The 26,355-nt window shown below is 66.9% G+C and carries 26 protein-coding genes and 1 pseudogene; 7 read left to right on the top strand and 20 right to left on the bottom strand.

Annotated features, from left to right (window positions below; all coding sequences use genetic code 11):
• Window positions 1–36: 36 nt before the first annotated feature.
• Window positions 37–1,161: a hypothetical protein gene (locus tag AC2ITM_RS09970; protein ID WP_486466500.1), complete on the top strand. Its 1,125-nt coding sequence runs from the start codon at window positions 37–39 to the stop codon at window positions 1,159–1,161.
• 52 nt (window positions 1,162–1,213) lie between these two features.
• Here the strand turns inward: AC2ITM_RS09970 and AC2ITM_RS09965 are convergent, their stop codons facing one another.
• From AC2ITM_RS09965 to AC2ITM_RS09945, 5 genes and pseudogenes are all read right to left on the bottom strand, one after another.
• Window positions 1,214–1,600: a hypothetical protein gene (locus AC2ITM_RS09965; RefSeq protein ID WP_486466499.1), complete on the bottom strand. Its 387-nt coding sequence runs from the start codon at window positions 1,598–1,600 to the stop codon at window positions 1,214–1,216.
• 252 nt (window positions 1,601–1,852) lie between these two features.
• Window positions 1,853–3,404: pseudogene (gene tnpC, locus AC2ITM_RS09960) on the bottom strand (IS66 family transposase).
• 54 nt (window positions 3,405–3,458) lie between these two features.
• Window positions 3,459–3,806, bottom strand: coding sequence for an IS66 family insertion sequence element accessory protein TnpB (tnpB, locus tag AC2ITM_RS09955; protein ID WP_486469385.1), 348 nt, complete (start codon window positions 3,804–3,806; stop codon window positions 3,459–3,461).
• Window positions 3,806–4,228, bottom strand: coding sequence for a transposase (locus AC2ITM_RS09950; protein ID WP_486466498.1), 423 nt, complete (start codon window positions 4,226–4,228; stop codon window positions 3,806–3,808). Before AC2ITM_RS09950 ends, tnpB begins: the two co-directional genes overlap by 1 nt.
• A gap of 245 nt (window positions 4,229–4,473) precedes the next feature.
• Window positions 4,474–5,406, bottom strand: coding sequence for an IS5 family transposase (locus AC2ITM_RS09945; protein WP_486466497.1), 933 nt, complete (start codon window positions 5,404–5,406; stop codon window positions 4,474–4,476).
• 104 nt (window positions 5,407–5,510) lie between these two features.
• Between AC2ITM_RS09945 and AC2ITM_RS09940 the strand changes: the two genes are divergently transcribed.
• Window positions 5,511–5,816, top strand: a complete 306-nt coding sequence (locus tag AC2ITM_RS09940) for a hypothetical protein (RefSeq protein ID WP_486466496.1) — start codon at window positions 5,511–5,513, stop codon at window positions 5,814–5,816.
• 7 nt (window positions 5,817–5,823) lie between these two features.
• On the opposite strand, the gene AC2ITM_RS09935 is transcribed toward AC2ITM_RS09940, so the two are convergent.
• Together AC2ITM_RS09935 and AC2ITM_RS09930 are read right to left on the bottom strand one after the other, a co-directional pair.
• The gene (locus tag AC2ITM_RS09935) at window positions 5,824–6,942 is read right to left on the bottom strand and encodes a Fic family protein (RefSeq protein WP_486466495.1); all 1,119 of its coding nucleotides are present in this window, start codon (window positions 6,940–6,942) and stop codon (window positions 5,824–5,826) included.
• A 104-nt stretch (window positions 6,943–7,046) separates the two neighbouring features.
• Window positions 7,047–7,937: a LysR family transcriptional regulator gene (locus AC2ITM_RS09930; protein ID WP_486466494.1), complete on the bottom strand. Its 891-nt coding sequence runs from the start codon at window positions 7,935–7,937 to the stop codon at window positions 7,047–7,049.
• A 104-nt stretch (window positions 7,938–8,041) separates the two neighbouring features.
• Here AC2ITM_RS09930 and AC2ITM_RS09925 point away from each other — a divergent pair, with 104 nt between their 5' ends.
• Window positions 8,042–9,037, top strand: a complete 996-nt coding sequence (locus AC2ITM_RS09925) for an aldo/keto reductase (protein ID WP_486466493.1) — start codon at window positions 8,042–8,044, stop codon at window positions 9,035–9,037.
• Between the two features lie 109 nt (window positions 9,038–9,146).
• Window positions 9,147–9,572 (top strand): c-type cytochrome, encoded by a 426-nt coding sequence (locus AC2ITM_RS09920; protein WP_486466492.1) that lies wholly within the window; start codon window positions 9,147–9,149, stop codon window positions 9,570–9,572.
• Between the two features lie 38 nt (window positions 9,573–9,610).
• Here AC2ITM_RS09920 and AC2ITM_RS09915 read toward each other — a convergent pair whose 3' ends face one another.
• The 5 genes from AC2ITM_RS09915 to AC2ITM_RS09895 all read right to left on the bottom strand — a co-directional run bounded on the left by AC2ITM_RS09915 (window position 9,611) and on the right by AC2ITM_RS09895 (window position 14,484).
• On the bottom strand, window positions 9,611–10,885 hold the full coding sequence (locus AC2ITM_RS09915; protein WP_486466491.1) for an NAD(P)/FAD-dependent oxidoreductase: 1,275 nt from the start codon (window positions 10,883–10,885) through the stop codon (window positions 9,611–9,613).
• 64 nt (window positions 10,886–10,949) lie between these two features.
• A complete protein-coding gene (locus AC2ITM_RS09910) occupies window positions 10,950–12,104 on the bottom strand; it encodes an enolase C-terminal domain-like protein (RefSeq protein WP_486466490.1) in 1,155 nt (384 codons plus the stop codon).
• Window positions 12,105–12,109: 5 nt separating this feature from the next.
• On the bottom strand, window positions 12,110–12,907 hold the full coding sequence (locus AC2ITM_RS09905; protein WP_486466489.1) for an amino acid ABC transporter ATP-binding protein: 798 nt from the start codon (window positions 12,905–12,907) through the stop codon (window positions 12,110–12,112).
• On the bottom strand, window positions 12,907–13,569 hold the full coding sequence (locus AC2ITM_RS09900) for an amino acid ABC transporter permease (protein WP_486466488.1): 663 nt from the start codon (window positions 13,567–13,569) through the stop codon (window positions 12,907–12,909). Before AC2ITM_RS09900 ends, AC2ITM_RS09905 begins: the two co-directional genes overlap by 1 nt.
• 87 nt (window positions 13,570–13,656) lie before the next feature.
• Window positions 13,657–14,484 (bottom strand): transporter substrate-binding domain-containing protein, encoded by an 828-nt coding sequence (locus AC2ITM_RS09895; RefSeq protein WP_486466487.1) that lies wholly within the window; start codon window positions 14,482–14,484, stop codon window positions 13,657–13,659.
• A gap of 243 nt (window positions 14,485–14,727) precedes the next feature.
• On the opposite strand from AC2ITM_RS09895, the gene AC2ITM_RS09890 reads away from it, so the two are divergent.
• Window positions 14,728–15,627, top strand: a complete 900-nt coding sequence (locus AC2ITM_RS09890) for a LysR substrate-binding domain-containing protein (protein ID WP_486466486.1) — start codon at window positions 14,728–14,730, stop codon at window positions 15,625–15,627.
• 33 nt (window positions 15,628–15,660) lie between these two features.
• Here AC2ITM_RS09890 and AC2ITM_RS09885 read toward each other — a convergent pair whose 3' ends face one another.
• Together AC2ITM_RS09885 and AC2ITM_RS09880 are read right to left on the bottom strand one after the other, a co-directional pair.
• Window positions 15,661–16,593: a 2-hydroxyacid dehydrogenase gene (locus tag AC2ITM_RS09885; RefSeq protein WP_486466485.1), complete on the bottom strand. Its 933-nt coding sequence runs from the start codon at window positions 16,591–16,593 to the stop codon at window positions 15,661–15,663.
• A gap of 63 nt (window positions 16,594–16,656) precedes the next feature.
• On the bottom strand, window positions 16,657–17,475 hold the full coding sequence (locus tag AC2ITM_RS09880; protein ID WP_486466484.1) for a M90 family metallopeptidase: 819 nt from the start codon (window positions 17,473–17,475) through the stop codon (window positions 16,657–16,659).
• A gap of 109 nt (window positions 17,476–17,584) precedes the next feature.
• Here AC2ITM_RS09880 and AC2ITM_RS09875 point away from each other — a divergent pair, with 109 nt between their 5' ends.
• Window positions 17,585–18,004 (top strand): GFA family protein, encoded by a 420-nt coding sequence (locus AC2ITM_RS09875; RefSeq protein ID WP_486466483.1) that lies wholly within the window; start codon window positions 17,585–17,587, stop codon window positions 18,002–18,004.
• A gap of 6 nt (window positions 18,005–18,010) precedes the next feature.
• Here AC2ITM_RS09875 and AC2ITM_RS09870 read toward each other — a convergent pair whose 3' ends face one another.
• A complete protein-coding gene (locus AC2ITM_RS09870) occupies window positions 18,011–19,186 on the bottom strand; it encodes a M20 aminoacylase family protein (protein ID WP_486466482.1) in 1,176 nt (391 codons plus the stop codon).
• Window positions 19,187–19,203: 17 nt separating this feature from the next.
• A complete protein-coding gene (locus AC2ITM_RS09865; RefSeq protein ID WP_486466481.1) occupies window positions 19,204–20,538 on the bottom strand; it encodes a DUF3100 domain-containing protein in 1,335 nt (444 codons plus the stop codon).
• Window positions 20,539–20,671: 133 nt separating this feature from the next.
• Between AC2ITM_RS09865 and AC2ITM_RS09860 the strand changes: the two genes are divergently transcribed.
• Complete coding sequence (locus tag AC2ITM_RS09860; RefSeq protein WP_486466480.1) at window positions 20,672–21,586, top strand: LysR family transcriptional regulator; 915 nt, start codon at window positions 20,672–20,674, stop codon at window positions 21,584–21,586.
• Between the two features lie 214 nt (window positions 21,587–21,800).
• Here the strand turns inward: AC2ITM_RS09860 and AC2ITM_RS09855 are convergent, their stop codons facing one another.
• Genes AC2ITM_RS09855 through AC2ITM_RS09840 form a run of 4 tightly spaced genes read right to left on the bottom strand, consistent with a single transcriptional unit; the run spans window position 21,801 to window position 26,255 of the window.
• Window positions 21,801–22,742 (bottom strand): alpha/beta hydrolase fold domain-containing protein, encoded by a 942-nt coding sequence (locus AC2ITM_RS09855; protein ID WP_486466479.1) that lies wholly within the window; start codon window positions 22,740–22,742, stop codon window positions 21,801–21,803.
• A 3-nt stretch (window positions 22,743–22,745) separates the two neighbouring features.
• A complete protein-coding gene (locus AC2ITM_RS09850) occupies window positions 22,746–23,738 on the bottom strand; it encodes an ABC transporter permease (RefSeq protein ID WP_486466478.1) in 993 nt (330 codons plus the stop codon).
• A complete protein-coding gene (locus tag AC2ITM_RS09845) occupies window positions 23,735–25,255 on the bottom strand; it encodes a sugar ABC transporter ATP-binding protein (protein WP_486466477.1) in 1,521 nt (506 codons plus the stop codon). Before AC2ITM_RS09845 ends, AC2ITM_RS09850 begins: the two co-directional genes overlap by 4 nt.
• Window positions 25,248–26,255 carry a sugar ABC transporter substrate-binding protein gene (locus tag AC2ITM_RS09840; protein ID WP_486466476.1) on the bottom strand — a complete coding sequence of 336 codons (1,008 nt, stop codon included), beginning with the start codon at window positions 26,253–26,255 and terminating at the stop codon, window positions 25,248–25,250. Before AC2ITM_RS09840 ends, AC2ITM_RS09845 begins: the two co-directional genes overlap by 8 nt.
• Between the last annotated feature and the right edge of the window lie 100 nt (window positions 26,256–26,355).

Raw genomic sequence — 26,355 nt, 5'->3', positions numbered from 1 at the left:
TTTTCGATAATTTTTCAATGATTCTGGAGACGACCAATGTATCGTGATGACATAGTTAATCCCGTTCCGATTAGCAGCCCTCTCTTTTTTGATCAGGGAGATGAGTCTTGGTCGCGCTTCACGCTGGCGGCCTACCTATTGCTGGCTGGTTTACTTTTTGTTGAGACTGAGCAGCCCTTGGGTGAGCGCATTGACCTTCCATCGAATGAAGAACTCGAAATTCTTGGTATCAACCGCGAAGTGCGAGAGCATGTGTCTCGCAGGGAACTGGACTTCAGGGAGTTTTCAGGAGACGCTGCGGATGGATTCCCTGCCGGTGCTCTGGCCGACTTTGCGGTGCAGGCCAATGAGATGGGCAGTCCGCTCGATGCTGCACGTCTGGTCGCGTTGGGATGCCGCTCAGATGATGAGTTGATCCGGGTTTGTGCCCTGGGGTCCGCCGTTGATTTCTTTAGGCCGGAGACCATCGGCATCCGCCGCCAGCTTGCATGGTTTTTTGAGAACGCCCACGAGCCAGAAACATTCGAGCTGCTCTTTGTGCTAATAGCGCGCGTTTTTTCGGTTGCGGCTACGGGAAGTGTCGCCCCCTCGTCAGCCGCGCCTGGCGCGGCATCGACCGGTCTTATGGCGGTTCACGGGACAGTCCTTCCGTACTCCCAGGCCAACAGGCCCGAGTGGTCCGTCCCGCCAAACGGCAGCCTTTTCTCTCACATCAAAGCCTTCCGGAACGATATCTACGGATCACGGGACTATTTTAGGTGGGAGGGCGGATATACAGACTACGCGCGCGAAGTGGCGATCAGTAGCCTCTGCGACTGGATCAACCGGCGCGGCCTCAACGGAATAGATGTCGTTGCCCATAGTCATGGCTGCAATGTGGTGATGGGCAGCACCTTAGCCGGTATCGCCTTCTCCAAAATTGTTTTGTTGAGTTGTCCGGTTCACTGGAACAAATACAGACTTCCACCGGGCATGATTACGAAAGATGTGGTCTCGATCCGCACTAGGTTCGACTTTGTCATCATGATGGATCGCGGCGGCCAAAGGTTTCCGCAGGGCACAATCCAAGACATCATTCTACCGTTCTGGTTCACCACGCACAGCGTGAGCACGAAACCGAAGACATGGACGTCACAAAAACTGGATCGGTACCTTCTATGAGGGCCCGTTAGAACCCGAAAGCCCGAGAACTGCAGATGCGACTGCCGCGGTTTCAAATGAGCAACGAGGCCGCGCCAAGGATAGCCCCCAACACAGTGAGGCCAAGAGCAACTGCCGCAATCCACGCAGGCACGTGGACGGCGGGATCGGGCGTCTTGAAGTACCACCGCAATTTGCCGAATTTCCCAACCTTCTCAATCGAGAAATCTAGCTTGCCTCCCTTATCGACTCCGAGCGCCCGGCGGATATCATACGGCATGTAGATCGCGCCATCTTCGTCATGTCCAAGGACGAGCACAAGAAGCGACTTGCTGTTTTCTGTGTTGGAAAGTCTTGCGATGTCGTATCGCGCAATGCCGTCTTTGTAGCTGTCGTGTAAACGCACGAGAAGACGCCCTCCATCTCCAGGAGGAAGCCCTTTTACTGGCAGTTTAGCCATTTTCATAACCACATTACTCACGATCGCAGTGGACCCCGAATAGGCGTCCGTTCTTGGAAAGTCACGTTCGCGTAGACTGCGCGTATCTGCAAGCGTGAGAGCGGAGATATTTTCAATAGCCGCTCGGTCCCGTACGGCCGACCTTCGATCGCCGAAAATGCTGCGCTAAGGATGAATGGCCGCTTTGGCGAAGCTGCACCGCAGCGCCGGTCGACTTGGCGAGAGTAACCGGTGTTTCCGCCCCACGCGTGTTCAGCTTGACGGGGTGAAGTTCCATGGCAGGAGCTCGTCGATCCGTCTGGCCGGATGACCGGCGGCGATCGCTTCGAGGGTCGCCTTCAGATAAGCGAAGGGTTCCACGCCATTGACCTTCGCGGTGGCGATCAGGGAGGCGATGCGGGCCCAGGTACGACCGCCCTCGTCATGTCCTGCAAAGAGGGCATTCTTTCTCGTCAAGGCGATCGGCCGGATCAGGTTCTCGATGGCGTTTGAGTCGATTTCGATGCGACCGTCGTGGAGGAAGGTCTGCAGTCCGCCCCAGTGGCGATGGATGTAGGTCAGCTTTTCACCCAGCCGCGACTTGGCCGAGATACGCAGGCGTTGTGCCTGCAGCCAATCACCGAACTCGGCCACGAGGGGCACGCTGCGGGTCTGGCGGGCCGACAGGCGCTGACCGGGGCCCATGCCGCGGATCTCGGCCTCGATGCGGTAGAGCTCGGCAATCCGGCGCAGTCCCTCGGCAGCGATCTCGGATCCATCCCGGTCGAAGACCTCCTTCAGCTTCCGGCGACCGTGTGCCCAGCAATGCGCGACCGTGATCGGCGCGCCGCCCTTGCGGGAGGGGCGCGTCAACCGATCGTAACCGGTGTAGCCGTCCAATTGCAGGATTCCGTCGAAGCCCTGCAGGATCTGTTCCGCGTGCGCGCCTGCGCGGCTGGGATGGTAGGTGAAGACGACACCGGGCGGATCCTCTCCGCCCCAACCGCGGTCATCACGCGCCAGAGCCCAGAGGTAGCCGGTCTTGGTCTTGCCCCGACCGGGGTCCAGCACTGGGGCGGTGGTTTCGTCCATGAACAGCTTGGTCGATCCTTTCAGGTGTTCGGTCAGCCGGTCGACCACGGGGCCGAGGTGGAACGCGGCTGTGCCCGCCCAGTCCGCCAAGGTGCTGCGGTCGATCTGGATGTCGGAGCGGGCAAGGATCTGGCTTTGCCTGTAAAATGGCAGGTGGTCCGCGAACTTGGACACCAGGACGTGCGCGATGGCGCCCTCGGTCGGCATCCCGCCTTCGATCAGCCAGGGCGCTGCGACAGCCTGAGTGACCCCGTCCGTGCAGATCCGACAGGCATACTTCGGCCGGATGTCGACCAGCACGCGGAGCTGCGCCGGGACGATGTCGAGGCGCTCTGTACGATCTTCGCCGACCCGGTGCATGCGACCGCAGCCACAAGGGCAATCGAGGCTCGCCGGTTCGATGACGCGCTCAATGCGCGGCAGATCCGCAGGCAGATGGCCGAGGTTGCGCTGACGCGTTCGGCGCGGCGTCGTGGTGGACGGCGCAGCCTGCTCCTTGCGGGTCTCGGTCTCGGCGATGGCCGTTTCCAGGTCCTCGAAGGCCAGCTGCCGGTCGTCCTCACTCAGCTTCTCGGAGCGTTTGCCATGCACGACATGGTTCAGCTCGGCCACGAGATGCTCCAGCCACAGGTCTCGCGTCCTTCAGCGCATCACGCTCCTGCAGCAGCGCCAGAACAGCGGCGCGCTGGCTCTCGGGGATCGCGGACAGGTCGATGGGCGAGGCGCTGGACATGGCCGGATGATACCGCGCTTCAGGCCGTACTGCGCGGATATTCCCCAGGCCGAGTCACTCTGCCACAGCCGGACGGCGCACCTCCAGCGATCGCACCCGGCGCCAGTCCAGGCCTGCGAACAGGGCCTCGAACTGCGCCCGGTTCAGCGTCATGGCGCCGTCGCGGATGGCAGGCCAGGTGAAGGTGCTTTCCTCCAGGCGCTTGTAAGCCATGACCAGACCGCTGCCGTCCCAGAACAGGATCTTCAACCGGTCAGCCCGCTTTGAGCGGAAGACAAATACCGTCCCCGTGAAAGGATCTTCGGCCAGCGTGGACTGGACCAGCGCTGCGAGCCCGTCATGGCCTTTCCGAAAGTCTACCGGCTTCGTCGCCACCAGGATCCGCACGCCCTGAGACGGCATCAGCACGGCGTCATCCCGAGGGCATGAACAATCTCCGCGATGCGGACCGCAGGCGTGTCATGCGCCAACTCGATCACGACGCCGCCATGGGCAATCTGGATCGGGGACAGAACAGGCCCTGCCTCATGCGTCCCAACATCTTCGGCAGGATCGCAGACCACGAGAGGCGAGAAGACCGGTTCGTCGGGAGCAGCGGCGGGCAGCACCAGCTTGCCGTCCTTCGCAAGCCGTCGCCATGCCGAAAGCTGATTGGGACGGATGCCGTACCGCTCGGCCACGGAGTTCACAGTCACGCCGGGCTTCAGCGTTTCCGAAACCGCACGGGCCTTGGCCCCATCCGGCCAGCGCCGATGACCCGAGGCATGGACCTCGACGCCCAGAGAATTGAGAAACGATCTGATCGCGCACATTGCGAAACGCACTCCCCATCATGAGATGCGTATCACTTCGCAATCGACGCCACACACGGCAACGTGGGCTACAGACACCGGTTACTGGCGAGTGACCGCTCAGGGCCGATGTGTTCCAAGCGCGAGGAAGGCCAGCCTGGCGCTTTGGGCGGGGAGACGCGACTTTCGCTGCGGTCACGACGAGCGGCAGAAGTGCGCGGAAGGGCGTTGTTGCAGAAAGGCGGCCTGAGACGTGAGTGCCCCTTTCCCGTTCAGGCTCAGGCCACGCGAACAACCTCGGCGGTGCCGAGCGCGTTGAAGCGATTGATAAGAGCGACGCGGATGTGGATTTCGGCGGTTTGGCGATCGGGGTCCCTTGCAGCGATGCGCTCGCCGAAGGACTTGATGCAGCGCATCTTGGCCTCCACGCGGCTGCGAGCGTGGTATCCGGTCCACCGTTTCCAGAACGCCCGGCCGTAGTGACGTGTGGCGCGCAGGGTTTCGTTGCGCGCCTTGGCAGCCGGGCAGTCCTCTTTCCAAGCCCGACCGTTCCTTCGGATCGGTATGATTGCCGAGCCGCCGCGTGCGATGATGGCGCTGTGACATCGGCGGGTATCGTAGGCGCCATCCGCAGTCACGGTGCCGATGTCCTCGTCCTCGGGGATCTGGCCCAACAGGTCTGGCAGGATGGGGCTGTCGCCTTCCCGGCTGGGGGTGAACTCAACGGCCCGGATATCCGAAGTGGTAGTGTCCATTGCCAGATGCACCTTGCGCCATTGGCGACGACCCTGAACACCATGCTTGCGGGCCTGCCATTCGCCGTCGCCAAGAAACTTGATGCCGGTGCTGTCCACCAGCAGATTCAGCGGCCCGTCGGCACGACGATAGGGGATCTGCACCTTGAGGGTCTTCTGCCTACGGCACAGCGTCGAGTAGTCGGGAATGGGCCAGTCCAGTCCTGCGAGCCGCAGGAGGCTCGCGACCATCCCGGCTGTCTGTCTGAGCGGCAGTTTGAACAGCACCTTGATCGACAGGCAGAACTGGATCGCGGCATCCGAGAAAACTGGCGGGCGCCCTGGGCGTCCCTCATGCGGCGCGTGCCAGGCCATCTCCTTGTTCAGCCAGATCAGCAGTGACCCGCGCTTCCTGAGCGCATCGTTGTAGGTAGACCAGTTTGTCGTGTGGTAGCGGGCGGGCTTGGGCTTGCTCATGCAGCGCGTCTAACCGCATGGATTCCCGATGTGAATCCTTCACCGGCTGAGTTCTGCAACAACGCCTGTTCCCGCACAACCCGGTTGCCTCGCTGGCGGTGGCGGTGAACGTGCTGGCGGGGATCACCGGATCGGCCTCGGGGGGGATGTCGATCGCGCTGGCGGCCCTGGGGGACCAGTTTGCCCAGATGGGGCAGGCGCAGGGTATCAGCATGGGGCTTCTGCACCGGGTGACGGCGCTCAGTTCGGGCGGGTTCGACGCGCTGCCGCACAACGGGGCGGTGATCACCCTGCTGGCGATCACCGGTCTGACACACAAGAAAAGCTATGGCGACATCTTCGTCGTGGCGGTCGCCATCCCGGTTCTGGCCACGATCATGGTGATCGTGCTGGGCTCGTTCGGGCTGTGACGCGGCGCTAGCGTCCGGGCGGGATGCCAGTCACCAGATCATAGCTGGTGCTGCGCCCGCCCGCCTCCTGCTTCTGCAAGATCCCGAGGGCGACCAGTTCGGTGATGTCGCGCAGCGCGGTGTCGCTTGAGACCTTGGTCATCTTCGCCCATTTGCCCGAGGTCAGCTTGCCCTCGAACCCATCGAGCAGCCGGTTCAGAACCGCGCGCTGGCGGGGGTTCAGCGGATGCAGGCGCAGCTGTTCCCAGGCCCGCGCCTTGGCCAGCACCCCCGCCAGCATCGCATCGGCCCCCGACAGCGCCCGGTCGAGGCACCCCAGGAACCAATGCAGCCAGCCGGTGATGTCCAGATCGCCCCGCTGCGTGCGCTCCAGCATGGCGTAATAGGCGTCGCGCTCCTGTCGGATCTGCGCGGACATGCTGTAAAAGCGCTGCGGGCTGGCATCCGAGCGCGCCAGCATCAGATCGGCGATGGCTCGGGCGATGCGGCCGTTGCCGTCCTCGAACGGATGGATGGTGACGAACCACAGATGTGCGATGGCGGCGCGCAGGACCGGGTCGGTGCCGTCTGGGCGCTCCAGCCAGGCCAGAAAACGCGCCATTTCGGCGGGCAGGCGTGTGGCTGCGGGGGCCTCGAAATGCACCGTTTCGCGACCATAGGCCCCCGAGACCACCTGCATCGGCCCGGCACTGTCGGGACGCCAGTCGCCGACAGTGATCCGGCGGATGCCGCTGCGCCCGGTGGGAAACAGCGCCGCATGCCAGCCGAACAGCCGATCCCCGGTCAGCGGCTGGTCGAACCTGTGGGTGGCGTCCAGCATCATCTCGACCACGCCTTCGACATGGCGGTCCGTGGGCGCCAGCGCGCCGATGTCGAGCCCCAGCCGCCGCGCGATGGATGAGCGCACGGCCCGGCTGTCCAGCTGCTCGCCTTCGATGTCGCTCGACTTGACGACATCCTCGGTCAGGGTCCGCAGCAGCGCCTCGGCGCGCAAATCAAAGCCGAGCCCCTCCATTCGGCCCAGCAGGCGGCCCTGCCGGTGCCGCAGCGCCGCCAGTTCGACCGCCAGCGCCTGCATTGACCATCGAAAGTCCGGCCAATCCGGGATCTGGTGAATATAGGTCACAATCGCCGCCCTCCATGCGGTGATTGTGGGGGTATTCGTCGCAGAGGTCCAGTCTTAATCACCGCATATGTTACGGAGATTAAGGACTGCATTCGCCGCAGACCCTAGTCGGGACCGTAGAAATCCAGGAAAGCGCGCAGCGCCGGCCGCATCTGCCGCCGCGACGGATAGTAGATGTGGAAGCCGTCGAAGGGCGGGCACCAGTCGGGCATCACCGCGACCAGGCGGCCGTCGGCCAGGTCACGGGCGACGGTCTGTTCGAACAGGAAGGCCAGCCCGACACCGCCGCGCACCGCCCGCAGGATCAGGTCCTGCTGGGGCAGGATCAGCGACCCGCGCACGGCGACGGTCATCTTGTGGCCGTCCTTCTCCAGCTCCCAGCGGTAGAGGGCGCCACTGTCGAAGCGGCGGCGGATGCAGTTGTGATCGGCCAGATCGCGCGGGTGCTGCGGCGTGCCGTGGCGCTCCAGATAGTCGGGGCTGGCGACGATCACCGCCCGGCGCGGCCCTCCCAGGCGCCGCGCGATCATGTCGGCCTCCAGGCTTTCGCCCAGCCGGATGCCGGCATCAAAGCCGCCCGTCACCAGGTCCTCGAACCGGTCGTCGGTGTGCAGTTCCAGCTCGATGCCGGGATAGGCGTGGCAGAAGGCGGGCAGGCGGTCCATCACCACCTCGTCCGCCGCCAGCCGCGGCATCGTCAGCCGCAGCGACCCGGCGGGCGCATCCTCGCGCGTGGCGGCCTCTTCCAGCGCATCGGCGATATCGCCCAGGGGGGTGCCGACGCGCGCCAGCAGCCGCGCCCCTTCCTGGGTGGGCCGCGTCGCGCGGGTGGTCCGTGCCAGCAACCGCACCCCAAGCGCCTCTTCCAGCGCCGAGACCGCATGGCTGACGGCCGAGGGCGCGATCCCCAGACGGTCGGCGGCGGCGCGAAAGCTGCCGGTATCGGCCACCGCCACGAAGACCACCAAGCGGGACAGGTCGGTGCGCTCCATCATCGTCTTTCATCCAAAATTTGGAACAGGCTGATCGGCATTCTGCCGGTTATCCCCTCCTATCCGGGGATCTATCCTGCCGCCATCCCAGAATGACGGAGAACATCATGAACAATCGACAGATCGGCCCGCTGCAGGTTTCCGCCCTGGGGCTGGGCTGCATGGGGCTGAGCCAGGCCTATGGCCAGCAGGACGAGGGCGCCTCGGAACGCACGCTGCACCGGGCGCTGGATCTGGGTGTCACCTTCTTCGACACGGCCGAGATCTACGGCCCGCTGCGCAACGAACGCCTGCTGGGGCGGGCGCTGAAGGGGCGCCGCGACGGGGTAGTGATTGCCACCAAGTTCGGCATTACCTACCGCACCGACCGCGACGATTTCGGCGAGGCCACCGGCACCGACGGCAGCCCCGCCAATGCCCGCGCCGTGGCCGAGGCCGCGCTGCGCCGCCTGCAGACCGATGTGATCGACCTTTACTACCTGCACCGCCTCGATCCCGCCGTGCCCGTCGAGGAGACGGTCGGCGCCATGGCCGATCTGGTGACCGAGGGCAAGGTCCGCGCCATCGGCCTGTCCGAGGTTTCGGCCGCGACGCTGCGGCGGGCCCATGCGGTGCATCCGGTGGCGGCGCTGCAAAGCGAATATTCCCTCTGGTCGCGCGAGGTCGAAACCAATGGCGTGCTGGCCACCTGCCGTGAACTGGGCGTGGGTTTCGTGCCCTTCAGCCCGCTGGGACGCGGTTTCCTGACCGGCACGGTGCCGCCCGTCGACCAGCTGGAGGCCGGGGATTTCCGCCGGACCCTGCCGCGGTTCCAGCCGGGGAATGCCGAACGCAACGCCGTGCCGCTGCAGGTCGTTCAGCAGATCGCCGGGGCGCGCGGCGCGACGGCCGCGCAGGTGGCGCTGGCCTGGGTGCTGGCGCAGGGCGCCGATATCGTGCCGATCCCCGGCGCCAAGCGCATCGCGCATCTGGACCAGAACGTCGCCGCCGCTGATCTGGTCCTGACCGCCGGGGACCTGGCCCTTCTGGATCAGGCCTTTGCACCGGATCACATCGCCGGAGAGCGCTATCCGGCGGTCTGGGCCGCGATGACCGAGGATTGATCCCGGGCCGGGTCGGCTTTTCCGGCCCGGCTTGACATGAATCATGGTTGCGCCTTTTCCCGCTGCGGCACACTGGCCCCGACTGCGACACGGCTGAAAGAGGGGCAAGATGCGCAACACATTGGGCAGGATCATTCAGATCGGGGGCCCGCTGCTGGCGGTGACGGCGGTGGTCGCCTGTACCGAGGCCGCACGGATGCCAGACGGCCATGACGGCGCGCTGTTCTTTGCCGACAACTGCACCGCCTGTCACGGGGCGGATGCGCGTGGCGATGGGCCCTTGGCTGGGGATCTGCGCAAGAAGCCGGCCGATCTGACGCTGCTGGCGCGCGGCAATGGCGGGCGCTTCCCGGCGGCGCAGGCGCTCAGCTACATCTACGGTGATCCCAAGCAGGGCCACCTGGCGCGGGTCATGCCGCAGTTCGGCGGCGCCATGGCCGAAGACCTGGTGCCGGTGAATATCGACGGCACGCTGACGCCCACCCCGCGGGAACTGGCAGGGCTGCTGGCCTATCTGGAAAGCATCCAGCGTTAATCGTGGCGGCCCCATCACCCGGGGCCGCCCTTTGCCCCTCAGAACCGGTCGGCCCGGTAGGGGGCGGGGTCGATGGTGGGGCTGCGGCCCTCGATCAGATCGGCCAGAAGCTCGGCCGTGGCGGGGGCGGCATTCACCCCCACATGGCCATGGCCGAAGGCATGGAACAGCCCCTTCACCTTCGGCGAGGGCCCGATCACCGGCAGCCCGTCCGGGGTCGAGGGCCGGTTGCCCTGCCAGCGCCGTACCTGCGCCGGATCGACCGTCAGCCCCGGGAAGAGGCGGCGCAGATGCGCCAGCAGCACCTCGGCGCGCTGCCAGTTGGGCGCTGCATCGGCCGAGGCCAGCTCGACCTGGCCCGAGGCCCGCAGCCGCCCCGCCAGCGCGGTATTGGCCATCTTGCCATCGCTGGGCATGATCGGCCGACTGACCTCGATATCGGGGTCGGGTACCTCGACGTGATAGCCGCGCTCGGCCTCAAGCGGGATGCGGTCTCCGGCGGTGCGCGCCAGCCGGGCCGAGCGGATGCCGGCGGCGATCACCACGCGGTCGGCCTCCAGCAGGCCGCTGTCCAGCCGCACGCCGGTGACGCGGCCGTTGAAGGTGCCGATGGCGGTGGCGCGCGCGCTCAGCCGGGTGACGCCCAGGGTTTCGGCCAGGTCCGCGATGGTGGCGGTATAGACGCCCGGATCCAGGCATTGCGCGCCCTGTTCGACGAAAATCCCCAGCCGATAGGCGGGGCCAAGGGCGGGTTCCAGTGCCTGCAGCGCCGGGCCCTCGACCTCGGTCCAGTGCAGCCCGAGGGATTTGCGCAAGGTCCAGACGCGGGCCTCGGCCTCGAAGGCGGCACGGTCGGGATAGACATACATCAGCCCCGAGCGCCGGATCAGATCGGGCCGGCCCAGGCGGTCTGCCAGCGCCAGGTGGCGTTCCGGCCCGTCCTTCAGCAGCGCGTTGAGCGCGGTCGCGGTGCGCGCCAGCCGCGCTTGCGTACAGCCCGCCAGCACGAAGCGGATCAGCCAGGGGGCCAGACGCGGCAGCGCCAGCGGCCGGATCGCCAGCGGTCCCAGCGGATCCATCAGGAACCCCGGCACCTTGCGCCAGAGCCCGGGCACCGACATCGGGATGACCGAGGCCGGGCTGATGAAGGCGCCGTTGCCATAGCTTGCGGCCTGGGGGCCACCGGCGGGGTCGGGCTCGATCAGGGTGACGCGCAGGCCGCGGCTGGCCAGTTCCAGCGCCGCGGTGGCACCGACGATGCCGCTGCCGATGACCGCGACATGCAGCGCGGCGGTATTCGATTGGGTCTGCATCGCCTGGGCGATCCTTCCGTGTGGTGTCGTCCCCGGCCCGGGCGGACCGGACCGGGGTGGGGCCTCAGGCCGTGGCGAGGACGCGGGCGTTCTCTTTGATCGAGGCGCGGCTGACGGAAATTCCCAGGCCCGGCCCCTGCGGCACGACCACATGGCCTGCGACATTGGGGATGCGCTCTTCCAGCACGTCCTCGGTCAGGACGTGGTGGGGCATGTAGAATTCGCAGCCCAGCGACATGCCGGGGGTCGCCGCGATGAACTGGGTGCCGGCGGCCAGCGCGATGCCGCCCTCCCACAGCGTGCCGCCATAGCCCGGGATGCCCGCGGTATCGGCGATCGCCATGATGCCCTGCGCCTTCTGCAGCCCGCCCGCCTTCATCAGCTTGACCGAGATCGCATCGGCCGCGCCCAGGCGGATGATCTCCATCAGGTCGCGGGCGTCAAAGCAGCTTTCATCCGCCAGGATCGGGCTGTCGAGCACGGCGCGGAAGCCCGCCATCGCCGCCAGCGCATCGCGCGGCACCGGCTGTTCGATGAAGGTGGGGCGGAACTGTTCGACATCGCGCAGCACCCGCAGCGCGCCGAAGGGGGCAAGGGCCTGATTGTAATCCAGCCGCAGGTCGATGGCATCGCCGAATTCCCTGCGCATCGCCTCCAGGTGTTTCATATCCACATCATGGGGTTTCACGCCGGTCTTCACCTTGAAGATGATGTTGCCCTCGGGCACCATCTTCTGCATCCGCGCCATGTCGGCCTCGAAATCGGGATCCGCGATCGAGAAGGACAGCGGGATGGTGTCGCGCACGCGCCCGCCCAGCAGTTCCGCCACCGACAGGCCCGCGCGCTTGCCCAGGATGTCGTACATGGCCATTTCGATGGCCAGTTTCGCCTCGCCATGGCCGACGATGCGGCGGTCCATCGCCTGCATCAGCCCGCGGATGTTCGACAGCGGCCAGCCAATGACCAAGGGCCGCAGATAGGTGTCCAGCGCGGCAAAGGCGGCCTCGGCCGTGCCGGTGAAGACCTCCCAGGGGGCGGCCTCGCCCCAGCCGGTGACACCCTCGAAGGAGGTCAGTTCGATCAGCACGCGCTTGACGGTGCCCTTGACGTCGCCGACGCCCTGCTGGCGCGCCATCATGATCGGGCTTTCGATCAGATAGACGGAGAGGGCGGCGATGCTGTCGGCCGCGGCCGACAGCGGGGTCGGTTGAAGTGTCATGACGCTCAGTCTCTTTCTGGGTCGGCGTGGAAATGCGCCAGGAAGGCGCGGGTGGCCTCTTCGCGGGGGCTGTCGATGACCTGCCGCGCGGGGCCTTCCTCGACCACGATGCCATCGCGCATGAAGACCACGCGGTCGGCGACATCGCGGGCAAAGGCGATTTCATGGGTGACGATGACCATGGTCATGCCCTCGCGCGCGAGCTGCTTCATGGTGGCCAGAACCTCGCCCACCAGTTCCGGATCCAGCGCCGAGGTCGCCTCGTCGAACAGCATCACCTCGGGTTCCATGGCCAGCGCCCGGGCGATGGCGACACGCTGTTTCTGCCCGCCCGACAGGGTGTTGGGCATCTGGTCGGCGCGGTCCGCCAGCCCCACCTTGGCCAGCTGTTCCAGCGCTAGGGCACGGGCCTTGTCCTTGGGCATCTTGCGCACCTGGACGGGGGCCTCCATGACGTTCTGCAGCACGCTCAGGTGGCCGAACAGGTTGAAGTTCTGGAACACCATCCCGGTGCGGGCCCGGAAATCCGCCAGCGCCCTGGTGCGCGGCTTGCTGGCGCCCTGGCCAAAGCTGAAGGCGGTCTGGCCCACGCGGATGGCGCCGTCATCGGGGATGACCAGCAGGTTGATGCAGCGCAGCAGGGTCGATTTGCCGGACCCCGAGGGACCGATAAGGGCAACGACTCCGCCGGGTTCGACGGTGAAGTTGATGTTTCGCAACACCTCCAGCTTGCCAAAGCTTTTGCGCAGGGCCGAGATCTCGATCATCGGCTGCCTTTCGGGGGCGAGGTTGGTGGCGGACATCAGCGGGCGCTCCCGAATTTCTTTTCGCGGTAGCGAACATAAAGGGTCAGCGGCAGCAGGACGATGAAGTAGCCCACGGCGACCGCGGTATAGGTTTCCAGCGGGCGGAAACTGTCATGGGCGGCGATCTGGCCCTGGTAGACCAGATCGGGCACCGCCAGCACCGACACCAGAGAGGTGTTCTTGAACTGCAGGATCGACTGGTTCATCAGCGCCGGCACCATGCGGCGGATGGCCTGCGGCAGCACGATGCGGCGCATCGCCAGCGCCGGCGTCATGCCAAGCGCCATGCCGGCCTCGTTCTGGCCGGTCTCGATCGACAGGATGCCGCCGCGGATGATCTCGGAATAGAAGGAACCGCCGTAGCACGACAGCGCCAGGATGGACGCGGTGATCGGCGTCAGTTCGATGCCGGCCAGGATCGGCAGGGCGTAATAGCACCAGATCAGCTGGACCAGGATCGGGGTGCAGCGGAACAGTTCGATCACGGCGATGGTGACGGCGTTCAGGAACCGATTCTTCACCAGCATGCCGGCGGCGCCCAGAAGGCCCACGAACAGGCCCCCCAGCACCACGGCCACCGTCAGGCCCACGGTCATGCCAAGGCCCTGCAGGAACAGCCAGCGATAGGTCCAGAGGATACTGAAATCCCAGTGATACATGTCGGTCTCCGGAGAGAGGGAGGCGGCGGCAGGGATGAACCGCCCTGGGAAACGGGCCCCTCCCGGCGGGAAGGGCCCCCTGGCGGATCAGATGGTGAAGCCTTCGGGGAACTGGGCCGGGGTCACGCCCACCAGCTCCATGTTCTTCATGATCGCCTGCTTGATAAAGCCGTTGTCGCGGTGCTCTTCGATCCACTTGGTCACGAAGTCTTCCCAGCTCTTGTCGTCCTCGCGGCGATAGCCCGCGTTCGAGGTCGTGGCGTCGATCGGATCGGGCACCACCAGCGTGCCGATGGCGGGGTTCTTGGCGACCAGCGCCAGCGACAGGATCAGCACCAGGCATTGCGCATCGGCACGGCCCGACATGACGGCGGCGGTGGCGTCGCTCTGGGTTTTCAGGCGAACGATCTTGGCCTTCGGCAGGTTGCGGGTGACGGCCGCGTCATGCGAGGACCCGGCATCGACGGCGATGGTGATCTCGGGCTTGTTGAAATCTTCCCAGGTCTTGCCTTCCAGGCCCTTCTTGGTGACCAGGGTGAAGGCGTTCTTGAAGACGGGGCCCGAGAAGTCGATGACTTTCTGGCGCTCGGGCGTCGGGTTCAGGCCGAAGAACACGTCCAGCTTGTCGGCCTGCAGTTCCAGAACCGAGTTGCCCCAGGTGGTTTCCGTGATGTCCAGCTTCAGCCCCAGATCATCGGCCAGCTTCTGGCAGATGTCGATGTAGAAGCCCCGCCATTTGCCGTCGGCGATGCCTTTCTGGTAATAGGGCGCGCCGTCGGCGATGCCGCCGATGCGCAGCGTGCCCGAGGCCTTCACGCGCTCCAGCGCGCTCTGGTCTGCGGCGCCGGCGCGGCCGGCGGCCATCACGCCCAGGGCAGACAGGCCCAGGGCGGCAAAGTCGCGTCGATTGATCATGGTGCAAATCCTCATCTGTTGGAGGCGCGCCGTTACATGCGATTTGATCATGATTAATCCGAGGGCTTTCGGTGGGTGTGCTGCCCGCGAATTAATCTGTCACGTATATGTGCCTGTCGGTGCGCGTTTTCTTGGCCGTCTGGTGAAGAGGGGTCTCTTCTGCATCTTGTGTATCGGCTGCGGGTCTTTCGCTAAAACGCCTTTAGCTGTATGTTGGATGAGTTAAACTCATCCAGGGACCCGATGCGCCGCTACATCCCCTCGCTGTCCGACCTGCTGGCCTTCGAGGCCGCAGCCCGGCACCTGAGCTTTACCCGCGCCGCAGACGAGCTGGGCGTGACCCAGAGCGCGATCAGCCGCAACATCGGGAACCTGGAAAAATTCCTGACTTTGCCGCTGTTTGACCGGATGGGGCCGCGTCTGGTGCTGACCGAGCTGGGCCAAAGCTACTATGCCGATGTGCCGCAGTTGCTGGACCGGCTGGAGGAGGTTTCCATTGACGTCGTGCGGGGCTGGCGGGTGGCCAGCGCCCTGCAGGTGGGGACCACGGTGACCATGGCGGCGCGCTGGCTGATCCCGCGGCTAGGCGGGTTTCTTGCCGCACATTCGGGCATCCGCGTCGAGATCCGGGTGATGTCTGGCGAAGAGGATCTGACATCGGGGGTGATCGACGTGGCCTTGCTGCGCGGCAGCGGCCAGTGGCGGGGCGCCCGGGCGACGGAATTGTTCCCGGAACGTCTGGGCGTGGTCTGCGCGCCGCGCTGGCAGCCCGAGGTGACGGATCCCGGCTGCTTCGCCTTCGACCGGCTGCCGGCGCTGCAGAATGCGTCCCGGCCCAGCCTATGGCTGACCTGGCTGCGCCAGTCCGGCATGGCGCATAGTGGCACGATCCAGGGGCATCGCCTGGCCAATAGCGAGATGCTGGCCGCTGGCGCCCTGCGGGGCTTGGGCTTTGCGGTCCTGCCGGAGCATTACGTGGCCGAGGAGATCGCGGCGGGCACCCTGTGCCTGCCATTCGGCGGCCCGGTGCCCTCGGGGGCGGGCTACTGGCTGGTCACACCCGAGCACAAGCAGCAGGATCACCGCGCCCGGCTGTTCCGTGCCTGGATCATGTCCGAGCTGCGCCGGTCGCGGCCGTTATGACGCACAGTCGGACGTGATAACGCACGCGGGGCCTCAGTAACCGCGCTCCGGGTCGATGATGTCGGCGACGGTGCCATTGGCGGCAAAGTCCAGGATGTTGCGGGCGACGATGGCGGCGCCGGTCTCGGCATCGATCATCGAGGCGACATGCGGCGTCACGGTCACCTTGGGGTGCTGCCAGAACCGGCTGGAGGCGGGCAGGGGTTCGGTGCGGAAGACATCGAGCGTGGCATGCGACAGCTGCCCTGAATCGAGGGCCGCCAGCAGATCGGCCTCGACCACATGGGCGCCGCGGGCGGCGTTGATCAGCGAGGCGCCGGGTTTCATCTGCCCCAGAAAGCGCGCGTCGATCAGGTCGCGGGTCCGGGGCGTCAGGGGCAGCAGGTTGACCACGATGTCGGACTGCGCCAGCAGCGCGGGCAGGGCATCGGGGCCGGCATGGCAGGCGACGCCCGGCAGATCGCGGGCCGAGCGCGCCCAGCCCGAGGTGGCAAAGCCCAACCCCGCCAGCGCCTGCGCCGCCGCCGCCCCCAGGTTCCCCAGCCCCAGCACCGCGACGCGGCGCTGCTGGGCCACCGGCGGCACGATCTGCTGCCAGTGATGGGCGCGCTGCGCGGCGGCCAGCGCGGGCATCTCGCGGTGGTGGCGCAGCACCTGCAGGACGACATATTCCGTCATCCTCTGGGTCAGGTCGCGGCCGATGGTGCGGATGATCGGCACCTTGCGGGGGAAATCGCGATCGGCCAGCACATGGTCGATCCCGGCGCCGCAGGACACCACCGCCTGCAACCCGGCAAAGCCCGCCAGCCAGCCGGTGGGCGGGGCCCAGACCACGGCGATGTCGACCCGGGCCGGGTCTTCGACCTGCTCGGGCAGGCAGATCTGGTGCCCGGACAGGTGGCGCCTCAGGGCGCTCTGCCACCAGAGGGTTTCCTCGGGGTCGGAGAGGCGGACGACGATCTGCATGGGCGCTCCTTCGGGGGTGCCCTATGGGTCGGGCATCGCGGGGCGAAAGGCAAGGGGCCCGGCCTAGCCGTGGGGCCAGCTGACAGGGTCGAGGTGGAAGAGGGTCGAAAGCTGGGCGTAAAGTTCGGGTTCCTGATGGCGCAGGGCGGCGGGGCGCTCGAAGAAGACCTCGACGGCGACGGCAAAGAATTCCTCGTGCCCCTCAATGCCATAGGGATCAAGGACCGAAGCCCGCCCGGCCGCCACATCCGCCTGCAGGCGATCATAGGCGGGCAGGAAGGCGTGGGCCCAGGCTGCCAGGCTCTGGTCGTGGTCCAGCACCGGTACGCCGTCGGTCTGCCCCGACAGGCTGTCGATCTGATGGGCGAATTCATGCAGCACGACATTGTGGCCGTCGTGGCTGTCCTGCGCGCCGGCGCGGATATGCGGCCAGGACAGCACCACCGGCCCCGAGGGCCAGCTTTCGCCGATCCGCACCACCTCGCGTTCGGTCACGACAAAGCCGTCGTGGCGGGCCTGGCGCGACTTGAAGGCGCCCGGATAGATCAGGATCGTCGCCAGGTGGCTGTACCAGGTGTCGCTGCCGGCGATCAGCAGGCAGGCCTGGGCGGAGATCGACAGGCGCATCTCCTCGGTCACATCAAGACCGTTGCAGCCGATGAACTCGACCTGCTGGAGGAAGGCGTTGATGCGCCCCTCGTAGCCCGGGCGCAGGGCGGCGGGCAGGTGGCGCGACAGCGGCACTTCGGCGGCGATGATGGCGCGCTGCCGCGGATCGAGCGGGCTGGCCAGTGCCCGCGCCCGCGCCTGTGCGCGACGATGCCAGCGCCAGCCCAGCAGCGCCAGGGCGATCAGCGGAAGAAGCAGCAGCGACAACATCATGGGCAACCTTCCTTGGGGGCGGATCCGACCCACATAGCCCGCCCCGGCCACGGTTGCGAGGGGCGGGGCACACCGCTAGGCTGCCCTTGCACCGCAACCGGAGAGGCCGATGACCGAAGATCCCAACCTGCACGAAGGCGGCTGCCACTGCGGCGCCGTGCGTTTTCGCGTCCGCCTCAGCCAGGGGTTCGACAGCAACCGCCGCTGCACCTGTTCGTTCTGCCGGATGCGCGGGGCCATCGCGGCCTCGGCGGCGCTGGCGGACCTGACCTTCCTGAAGGGCGAAGAGACGCTGACCCTCTACCAGTTCAACACCGGCGTGGCGAAGCACTATTTCTGTCCGGTCTGCGGCATCTACACCCACCACCAGCGGCGTTCGGATCCCACGCAATTCGGCATCAACGTGGCCTGCCTTGACGGCATCAGCCCGTTCGATTTCGCGCGGGTCCAGGTGACCGACGGGGTGGCGCATCCCAACGATACCGGCGTGTCGCGGGTGGCCGGGTGGCTGCGCTACGACCCGGCCTGAGCGCTCCTATGCCAGCGGCAGTTCCTGCTCCACGAGGCCCGCGAAGAAGCGGGCGGCGATCGGCAGGATGTCGTCGTTGAAGTCGTAATAGGGGTTGTGGGGCATCGGATCGCTGTCGCTGCGGCCCGCACCCACCAGCAGGTAGGCGCCGGGGCATTCCTGCAGCATGTAGGCGAAATCCTCCGAGCCCATCATCGGGCGGGTGATCTCGATCACGTTGTCGGCGCCCAGCTGGGTGATGGCGGCGGCCTGGGCGCGGCGGGCCTGGGGTTCGGCATTGACCAGGGTCGGATAGCCGCGTCGGTAGTCCAGGTCGATCCGGGCGCCATGGGCATCGGCCAGGCCCGCGCAGATCTGCGTCATGCGGGTCTCGATGCGGTCGCGGATCGCGGGGTCAAAGCTGCGGGCGGTGCCGCCCAGCACCACGGTTTCGGGGATGACGTTCCAGGTGTTGCCGCCATGCACCCGCGTGACCGAGACGACACCCGCATCCAGCCCCCCGAGGTTGCGGCTGACGATGCCCTGCAGCGCCTGCACCAGCTGCGCCTGGATCAGCACCGGGTCGACGGTGCTTTCGGGCACCGCGCCATGGCCGCCGCGGCCGGTGATGGTGATCTCGAAATTGTCGTAGGCGGCGGCGGCGGCGCCGAAGCACAGGCCGATCTTGCCGGTGGGCAGGGCGGGCATGTTGTGCACGCCATAGACGCTGTCGATGCGGAAGCGGGTGAACAGCCCGTCGGCGATCATGTCGCGGGCGCCGCCCAGGTTTTCCTCGGCCGGCTGGAAGATCAGGTGCACGGTGCCGCGGAAGGGCCGGTGCCGGGCCAGGTATTCGGCACAGCCCAGCAGCGTCGCGGTATGGCCGTCATGGCCGCAGCCATGCATCTTGCCGGGCACCAGGGATTTCCACGGCACCTCGCCCAGCTCGTCCATGTCGAGGGCATCCATGTCGGCGCGCAGCCCGATCGAGGGGCCCTCGCCGTTGCGCAGCACGCCCACCACGCCGGTGCCGCCCAGGCCGCAATGCACCTCGTAGCCAAGGTCCGTCAGGGTGGTGGCGACGATGCCGGCGGTGCGGTGTTCCTCGAAGGCGGTTTCGGGGTGCTGGTGGAAATCATGGCGCCAGGCGACCATGCGTGCCAGCGTATCTGCCTCGAAGGCGGGAAGGGAGTTCGACAGCATGAGGGGCTCCGTCAGGATCAGTGGAAGGTTTCGGCGACCAGCACCGAACCCAGGAAGGTGGCGGCCTCGGCGGCCAGCGAGACGACGACGATGCGCCAGCCCAGGCGGCGGAAGACCGGCAGGTCACGCGCCACCGAGAAGCCCGCCAGCGCCAGCACCGGGGTGGTGAAGGCCAGGAAGTTCATCTTGGCGGCCAGCGCCACCAGCGGCGCCAGCGGCGGCACCAGCCCGGGCACTGCGACCAGGGCGGCGGCCAGCGACAGCACGATCATCTCGGGGAAGCGGGGGAAGCGGGCGCGCAGCAGTGCCGCCACGACCACCGGCACCATCAGCAGCAGGCACCCCGCGAGCGAGGTCACCAGCCCCACGCCATAGCCCAGGTGGTTGGCCAGCGCCGCGCCCAGCACGATGAAGGCCCAGGCCAGGATCCGGTCGGACCAGCCGAAGGCGGGGGTGGCATCGCGGGCCACGTCCTGCCCGGACAGGTCGGCGCGTCCGTAGCGGGTCAGCCGGCCCAGCACCGGCTCCAGCCGGACGTAAAGCCAGGCACAAAGCGGCAGCGACACCAGCATGGTGAAGTAGAAGCCCACGACCCCGGTCAGCATGTTGGCGGTGGCGGCCAGCGCCGTCAGCTGGTCCTGCAGCGCGGGGTCCGACTGCGCCATGATGGCGCCAAGTGCGGCTGCCATCAGGCTGGCCGAACCGACACCCGCCCCCATGGCCAGCGACCTGGGATCGAAGATGCCGAGGCTGGCCAGGAAGCCCGCGACGCTGGCCAGGAAGATCGCCCCCAGCACGGTGCCGGTGATGTATTCACCCAGCACCCCGCGGCCCTCGGCGCTGTTCAGGCCGTAGCGCTCGCCGATGATCATCAGGCTGCCCTCGCGCCCGATCGAGAAGGTCGCCCCGATGGCCTCGCGTTTCATGCCCAGCACCAGCGCCAGCGGCAGGCCGATGACGATGGTGCCCAGGAAATGCCCCAGCTCCTGGAAGATCAGGGCGGGGCCGGCGGCGATCACCGTGGGCAGCGACTGGCCCACCGTCAGGCCCATGCGCGCCAGGAACAGCATGACGGACACGCTCAGGGCCGCGCCCGCCCAGGCCTGGACCTGCGGCCGCACCGCCAGCGGCGCCGGCAGCACCCGGTGCAGCCCGCCCCACAGCGCCGCCATCAGCAGCGCCCACAGCATCGGCAGCAGCGTCACCTGGCCCGGCCCGATGTGAAAGCTGACGCGGCCGATTTCCTCGGCCAGACCCACCAGCAGCAGGCCTCCGATCATCAGGCGGGCCTTTCCGGCGCGCATCGGGGTCAGGCCCTGAGGGGGGGCGATATCGGTCTGGCTGGTGGTCATGGGAGTCCCGTCGTTGATCTTGTGGCCGCCCCCTGTCCGTCCGGGGGCCTGAAGGCCAGTCTACCCGCTGGTACAGATTGCTCCCATGACATGGAAGACCTAGTATCGTTGCATTTCCTGCAACGGAGGCGTCATGCCGGAGCAGTCGCTGTCGGGCCGTCGCCTGGCCTATTTCCTCGAGGTGGTCGAGACCGGATCGGTGCGCGGGGCGGCGGACCGGCTGGGCATGGATGCCTCGGCGGTCAGCCGGGCGGTGGCGGCGCTGGAGGCGGACTCCGGTGCGGTGCTGCTGCGTCGCCAGGGTCGCGGCGTCGTCGCCACCGAGATCGGAGAGTTGGTCGCCACCCATGCCCGCCACCAGGCCGAGCGCGAGGGCCGCCTGTTCGAGCGCATCCGCCGCATCCAGGCCGCCGAAAGCGGCCATGTCGAGATCGCCCTGGGCGAAGGCTTTGCCGCCTGGTTCGCAGGTTCGGGCGTGGCCGCGTTCCTGCAGGCGCGGCCGGGCATCACGCTGAACCTGACGGTGGAAAGCACCCGAGAGATCGCCGCCCGCATCATCGATGAACAGGCCGATATCGGGGTGGTTTTCCAGCCCCCCGAAAGCCCCTGGTTGCGGCGCCACTGTGCCGTGTCGCACCGTCTGGCGGCGCTGGTGCATCCCGATCACCCGCTGGCCCGGCAGGGCCCCGAGATCGGCCTGACCCAGCTTGCAGCGCATCGTGGCATCCTGCTGCAGGACCAGTTGGGGGTGCGGCAGATCCTGCGGCTGGCAGAGTTGGCCGAGGGCATTTCACTGCCGGCGCTGGTGACGACGAATTCCTTTCAGGCCGCCTACCGGCTGGCGGCCGAGGGGCTGGGCTATGCGGTTACCGCGCTTGGGCGGGGCGGCACGGCGGGATCGGCACCGGGGCTTCGGGCACTGCCGCTGCGCAGCGCGGCGCTGGCGGCCTCGCACAGCTGCATCGTGACGCGACAGGACGCGGCGATGACCCCGGCGGCCTCGGCGCTGCTGGGGGTGCTGGTGACGGCAATGCGCGAGGGGATGTAGCGCCGCGCCGTAGGGCCCTGTGCGCGCAGAGGCAATGGGACATGGCGGGTCGCGGCTGATGCTTCCGGTGGCTTCGGCGTGACCGGGGCGATGCCCCGGCGCGGGGACAGGTGACGGGCCCTGACCGGATCCCCGCGGGTGCGGTCGGCCGGGGCGATCTGCAGCAGCGCAGGGGCCGCCCCCAATGGGACGGCCCGCTGGCCGGATGTGGTGCCTAGCCTTGGTGCGCGCGGCGCCGGGGGCGGGCCGCCCCGGCCAGGGCCTCGTGCAGGAAGCTTGCCACGCGGGTGTTGACCTCGGGGGTGTCGAACTCGGGCGTGGCATGGCCGGCGTTCTGCACGAATTGCAGCCGGGCGCGGCCTTCGCCGGCCACCGTCGTGATCTTCTGCGACAGCACCACCGAATGCTGCACCGGCACGATCGGGTCCATCGGCGCATGGGCCAGAAGGAACGGCGGGCAGTCGGGCGTCACCCAGGTTTCGGGGTTCGCGGCGATCACCATCCCGGGCCGGTCCGTCGGCACGCCGCCCAGCAGGCGGCTTTCGGGGCTGTCGGGGTGCATGTGGTCATCGTCACCCGCACCGGTCTGGCGGATGTACTGGTCCATCTGGTCCAGCCGCGTCGGCCCGTAGAAGCTGACCACCGCCTGCACCGCGCTGGAGGCCCCGGCATGGCCCATCGACAGGTCCTCCATCAGGGGCATGTCGTTGGTGGTGCCGGCCAGCGACACCAGATGCCCGCCCGCCGAACAGCCCCAAAGGGCAAAGCGGTCGGGATCCAGCCCGTAATCCCCGGCATGGGCCCGCAGGAAGCGGATCGCGGCCTTGACGTCGAAGATCTGCGCCGGGAACTGCGCCTCGGAGGACAGGCGGTAGTTCACGGAAGCCACCGCAAAGCCCTGATCCAGCAGCAGCAGCGGCGAGGTCAGCTGCACGTCGCGCTTGTCGCACATCATCCAGGCGCCGCCATGGACGAAGATCAGCAGCGGCCAGCCGCCGTCGGGCGCTGTGCCTTCAGGCAGGTACAGGTCCAGCTTCTGGAAGGCGCTGGCCTCGGCATAGGTCAGGTCCAGGTGCCGGTTCGGCACCCCGGAGATATCGGCGAAGGGAAGGACGTAGATGCCGTTCGGTCCGTCGGGAGAATTCGGATCGGCCATGGCTCAGGCTGCTTTCTTTTTCTTGCGGGGGGTGTTCTGGAAGGTGTCGAAACCGACCGCCGCCAGCAGCACCGCGCCCTTGACGATGTATTGCGCATAGGTGTTCAGGCCGACCAGCTGCATGCCGTTGCCCAGCACGCCCAGGATCAGCACGCCGGTCACCAGGCCCAGCATCTTGCCCTCGCCGCCCTTGAAGGAGATCCCGCCCAGAACGGCTGCGGTGATGGCGGTGAATTCGGTCCCCGGACCCGTCGCCGAGGAGGCCGAGCCCGAGCGCGCGAACAGCACGATGGCCGCCACCGCCACGAAGAGCGAGCACAGCGAATAGGTGATCACCTTGACGCGGGTGACCGGGATGCCGGTCAGATAGGCCGCGTCCTCGTTGCCGCCGATGGCATAGATCTGGCGGCCGAAGCTGGTGACATTCAGGATGAAGGCCGCGATCAGCACGCAGAGGATCATCAGGATGACCGACACGGGCAGCCAGCCCCACAGGTAGCCCTGGCCGATGAACTTGAAGGATTTCGGCAGGTTGATGATCGCCGTCTGGTTCGAGATGATGTAGCTGAGGCCCTGGTACACCGTCAGCGTCCCCAGCGTCACGATCAGCGAATGGACCTTCAGCGTGATCGACAGCAGCCCGTTCAGCAGACCCATGGCGACGCCGCAGGCGATGCCCGCCATGATCGAGGGCGCGACCGGCACGCCGAACCATTTCATGAAGACGGCGGTGACGACGCCCACCACGGACATCTGGTAGCCGATCGACAGGTCGATCCCGCCCGAGATCATCACGAACGACAGCCCGACCGCGGCAATCACCACATAGGCGTTCTGCGCCAGGATGTTGGTCAGGTTCTGCACGGTGAAGAAATAGGGCGACAGGACGGAAAACAGCCCGATCAGCGCCAGCAGCACCAGCGGGATCACGAACTGGCGCAGCCTTGGCAGCAGGGCGCCCTGCGGGGCGGCGGGAGAGGCGGTGGTATCGCTCATGCGGCGGCTCTTTCGGTCAGGCCCGAGGCAAGCGCCAGAACGCGCTCCTGCGTGGCCTCGTTGCGGTCGATCAGGCCGGACATGCGGCCCTCATGAAGGACGAGGATGCGGTCGGACATGCCCAGAAGCTCTTCCATGTCCGAGGTGATCATCAGAATGGCGATGCCGCTGGCGGCCAGATCGGCCATCAGCTGGTAGACCTCGGCGCGGGCGCCGATGTCGATGCCGCGGGTCGGTTCGTCGAAGATGATGATGCGGGCCTCGGCGGCGAGGGTCTTGGCGATCACCACCTTCTGCTGGTTGCCCCCCGACAGCGCCTTGACGCGGACCTCCATGCTGGGGGCCTTGATGCGCATCCGCTCGCGGTAGGTTTCGGCCAGGGCGTCCTCGGCGCGGCGGTCGACGCGCAGGCCACGGACCAGCTTCGACAGCGCGCCGATGGCGACGTTCCAGCGGATCTCCCGGTCCAGGAAGACGCCTTCTTCCTTGCGGTTCTCGGGGACCAGGCCGATGCCGGCCTTCAGCGCCGCGCGCGGCGAGGCAAAGGTCATCTCCTGGCCGTGCACCAGCAGCCTGCCGCCATCGGCGGGGGCGGCGCCGTAGATCACCTTGGCCATCTCGGTCCGGCCGGCGCCCACCAGCCCCGCGACGCCCAGGATCTCTCCCTCGTGCAGCTGAAAGCTGATCGGCGCGTTGCCGTTGCCGGAAAGCCCGTCCAGTTCCAGCGCCACGGGCCCGTGCCGGGCCACCCGCGGCGGATAGGCATGGGTCAGCTGGCGGCCCACCATCAGGTGCACCAGCTGGTCGCGCGTCGTGTCCGCCGTGATCAGCGTCGAGACATACTGGCCGTCGCGCAGCACGGTGATGCGGTCGCAGATGGCAAAGATCTCGTCCAGGCGGTGCGAGACATACAGGATGCAGGTGCCCCGCGCACGCGCCTTGCGGATGATGGCGAACAGGCTTTCGACCTCGGCCAGCGACAGCGGCGCGGTGGGTTCGTCCATGATCAGCACCCGCGGCGACTTGGCCAGGGCCTTGGCGATCTCGACCAGCTGCTGCTGGGACGAGGGCAGGTCGCGAACCAGCATGTCGGGGTCGATGTCGACGCCCAGTTCCGCCAGCAGGTCGCGGGCATGGCGGCGCATCCGGCCGAAATCGGCCCGCCAGCCGGTCGACTGGCCCATGTAGATGTTCTCGGCCACCGACAGCGTCGGCACCAGGTTGAATTCCTGGTAGATCACCTCGATCCCGAGCGAGCGGGAGCTTTGCGGCGTCATCTCCTGCGCCTGGCCGGCCACGACGACACGGCCCGCATCGGGGCTGATGGCGCCCGCGATGGTCTTGATCATGGTGGATTTTCCGGCGCCGTTCTCACCGATGATGGCATGGACCTCGCCGGCCTCGAAGCTGGCCGAGACATGATCCAGCGCCACCACCCCGGGATAGGTCTTGGTGATCCCCTCCAGCGCCAGAAGGGGGGCGCCGCTGCGCCCCCCGGATTGTACGGCATTATTCATGGGCCTTGGGTCCCGCGGGCGCCACGCTGTCCTGGATCCAGTTGCCATAGGGCGTTTCGCCTTTCAGCAGGGCGCTCATCACCATCCAGGTGGCATCGGGCAGGTCGACATGCTTGCCCTCCAGCACCGGGCCGGTGATCTGCATGGTGCCGCGGAAGACGCTTTCGTCATCGGCGGACATGTCGATGGTTTCCTGAACGGGCGGCGACCAGTCCCCCGAGAAGACGCCAAAGCGCGCCTTCTTCAGCATTCCCTGGCTCATCATGTATTCGTTGACGCCCATGGCGGTGTCGGCATTGTACGTCATAACGGCCGAGGCATCGGGATTCTGCAGCCACAGCGTTTCCATGACCGAGGTGCCCGATGCGGTGGTGCGCGCCTCGGTGGGCGAAATCACCAACCGCGCCTTGCCCCATTTCTGCATCGCCTCGATCATCCCGCCCGAGCGGTTCTTGGCGTCGATCGTGTCGGTGGCGGGAATGGCGATGACCTTGGGGGCCTTCTTGCCGGTGGGCAGGCCTGCCTCGGTGCCATCCTTCGAGAAGGTCTTGACCAGCCAGTCGATGGTCATCTGCGCGATCTGTTCGCCGCAGGCGTGCTGGTCGATGTTCTGCATCACGTCGTAGACGCCGGTGTCGGTGCCCTGGACAAAGACCTTGATGCCCTGGGACTGCGCGCGCTTGATGATGTCCTGCACGTTGTTGGGATCGACCGGCATGATGTCGATGACCTTCACGCCCATGGCGATGAAGTTCTCGATCTGCTCCATCTGCTTCAGCGGGCTGTTGCCCGAATCCGCGATTTCCAGCCGCACGCCGTTGTCTTGGGCCGTCTTTTTCACCGTGGTGGTCAGCCAGCCCAGGAACGGGTTGGTGGTGTCGGGCACGGAAAAGCCGATCTCGACCGCGCCCTCGGCCCGCGCCAGGCGCGGCAGGGCGCCGGAAATCAGCCCGGCCACCGCCAGCGTGCTGGTGCTGCGCAGGAAGCTGCGTCTGTCCATAGGATGTCCCCCATATTCGGCGGCCGCCCTTGCAGGATCCGGCGCCGCCTTCCTCCGTTTGCCGGGGGACGGGACAGCCCGGGCCCTGGGACCCGGCTTG

Source organism: Pseudooceanicola sp. NS-SX9 (assembly GCF_057380705.1).
Note: the sequence above shows the minus strand (reverse complement) of the source record. Positions and strands in the feature narration are given on the sequence as shown.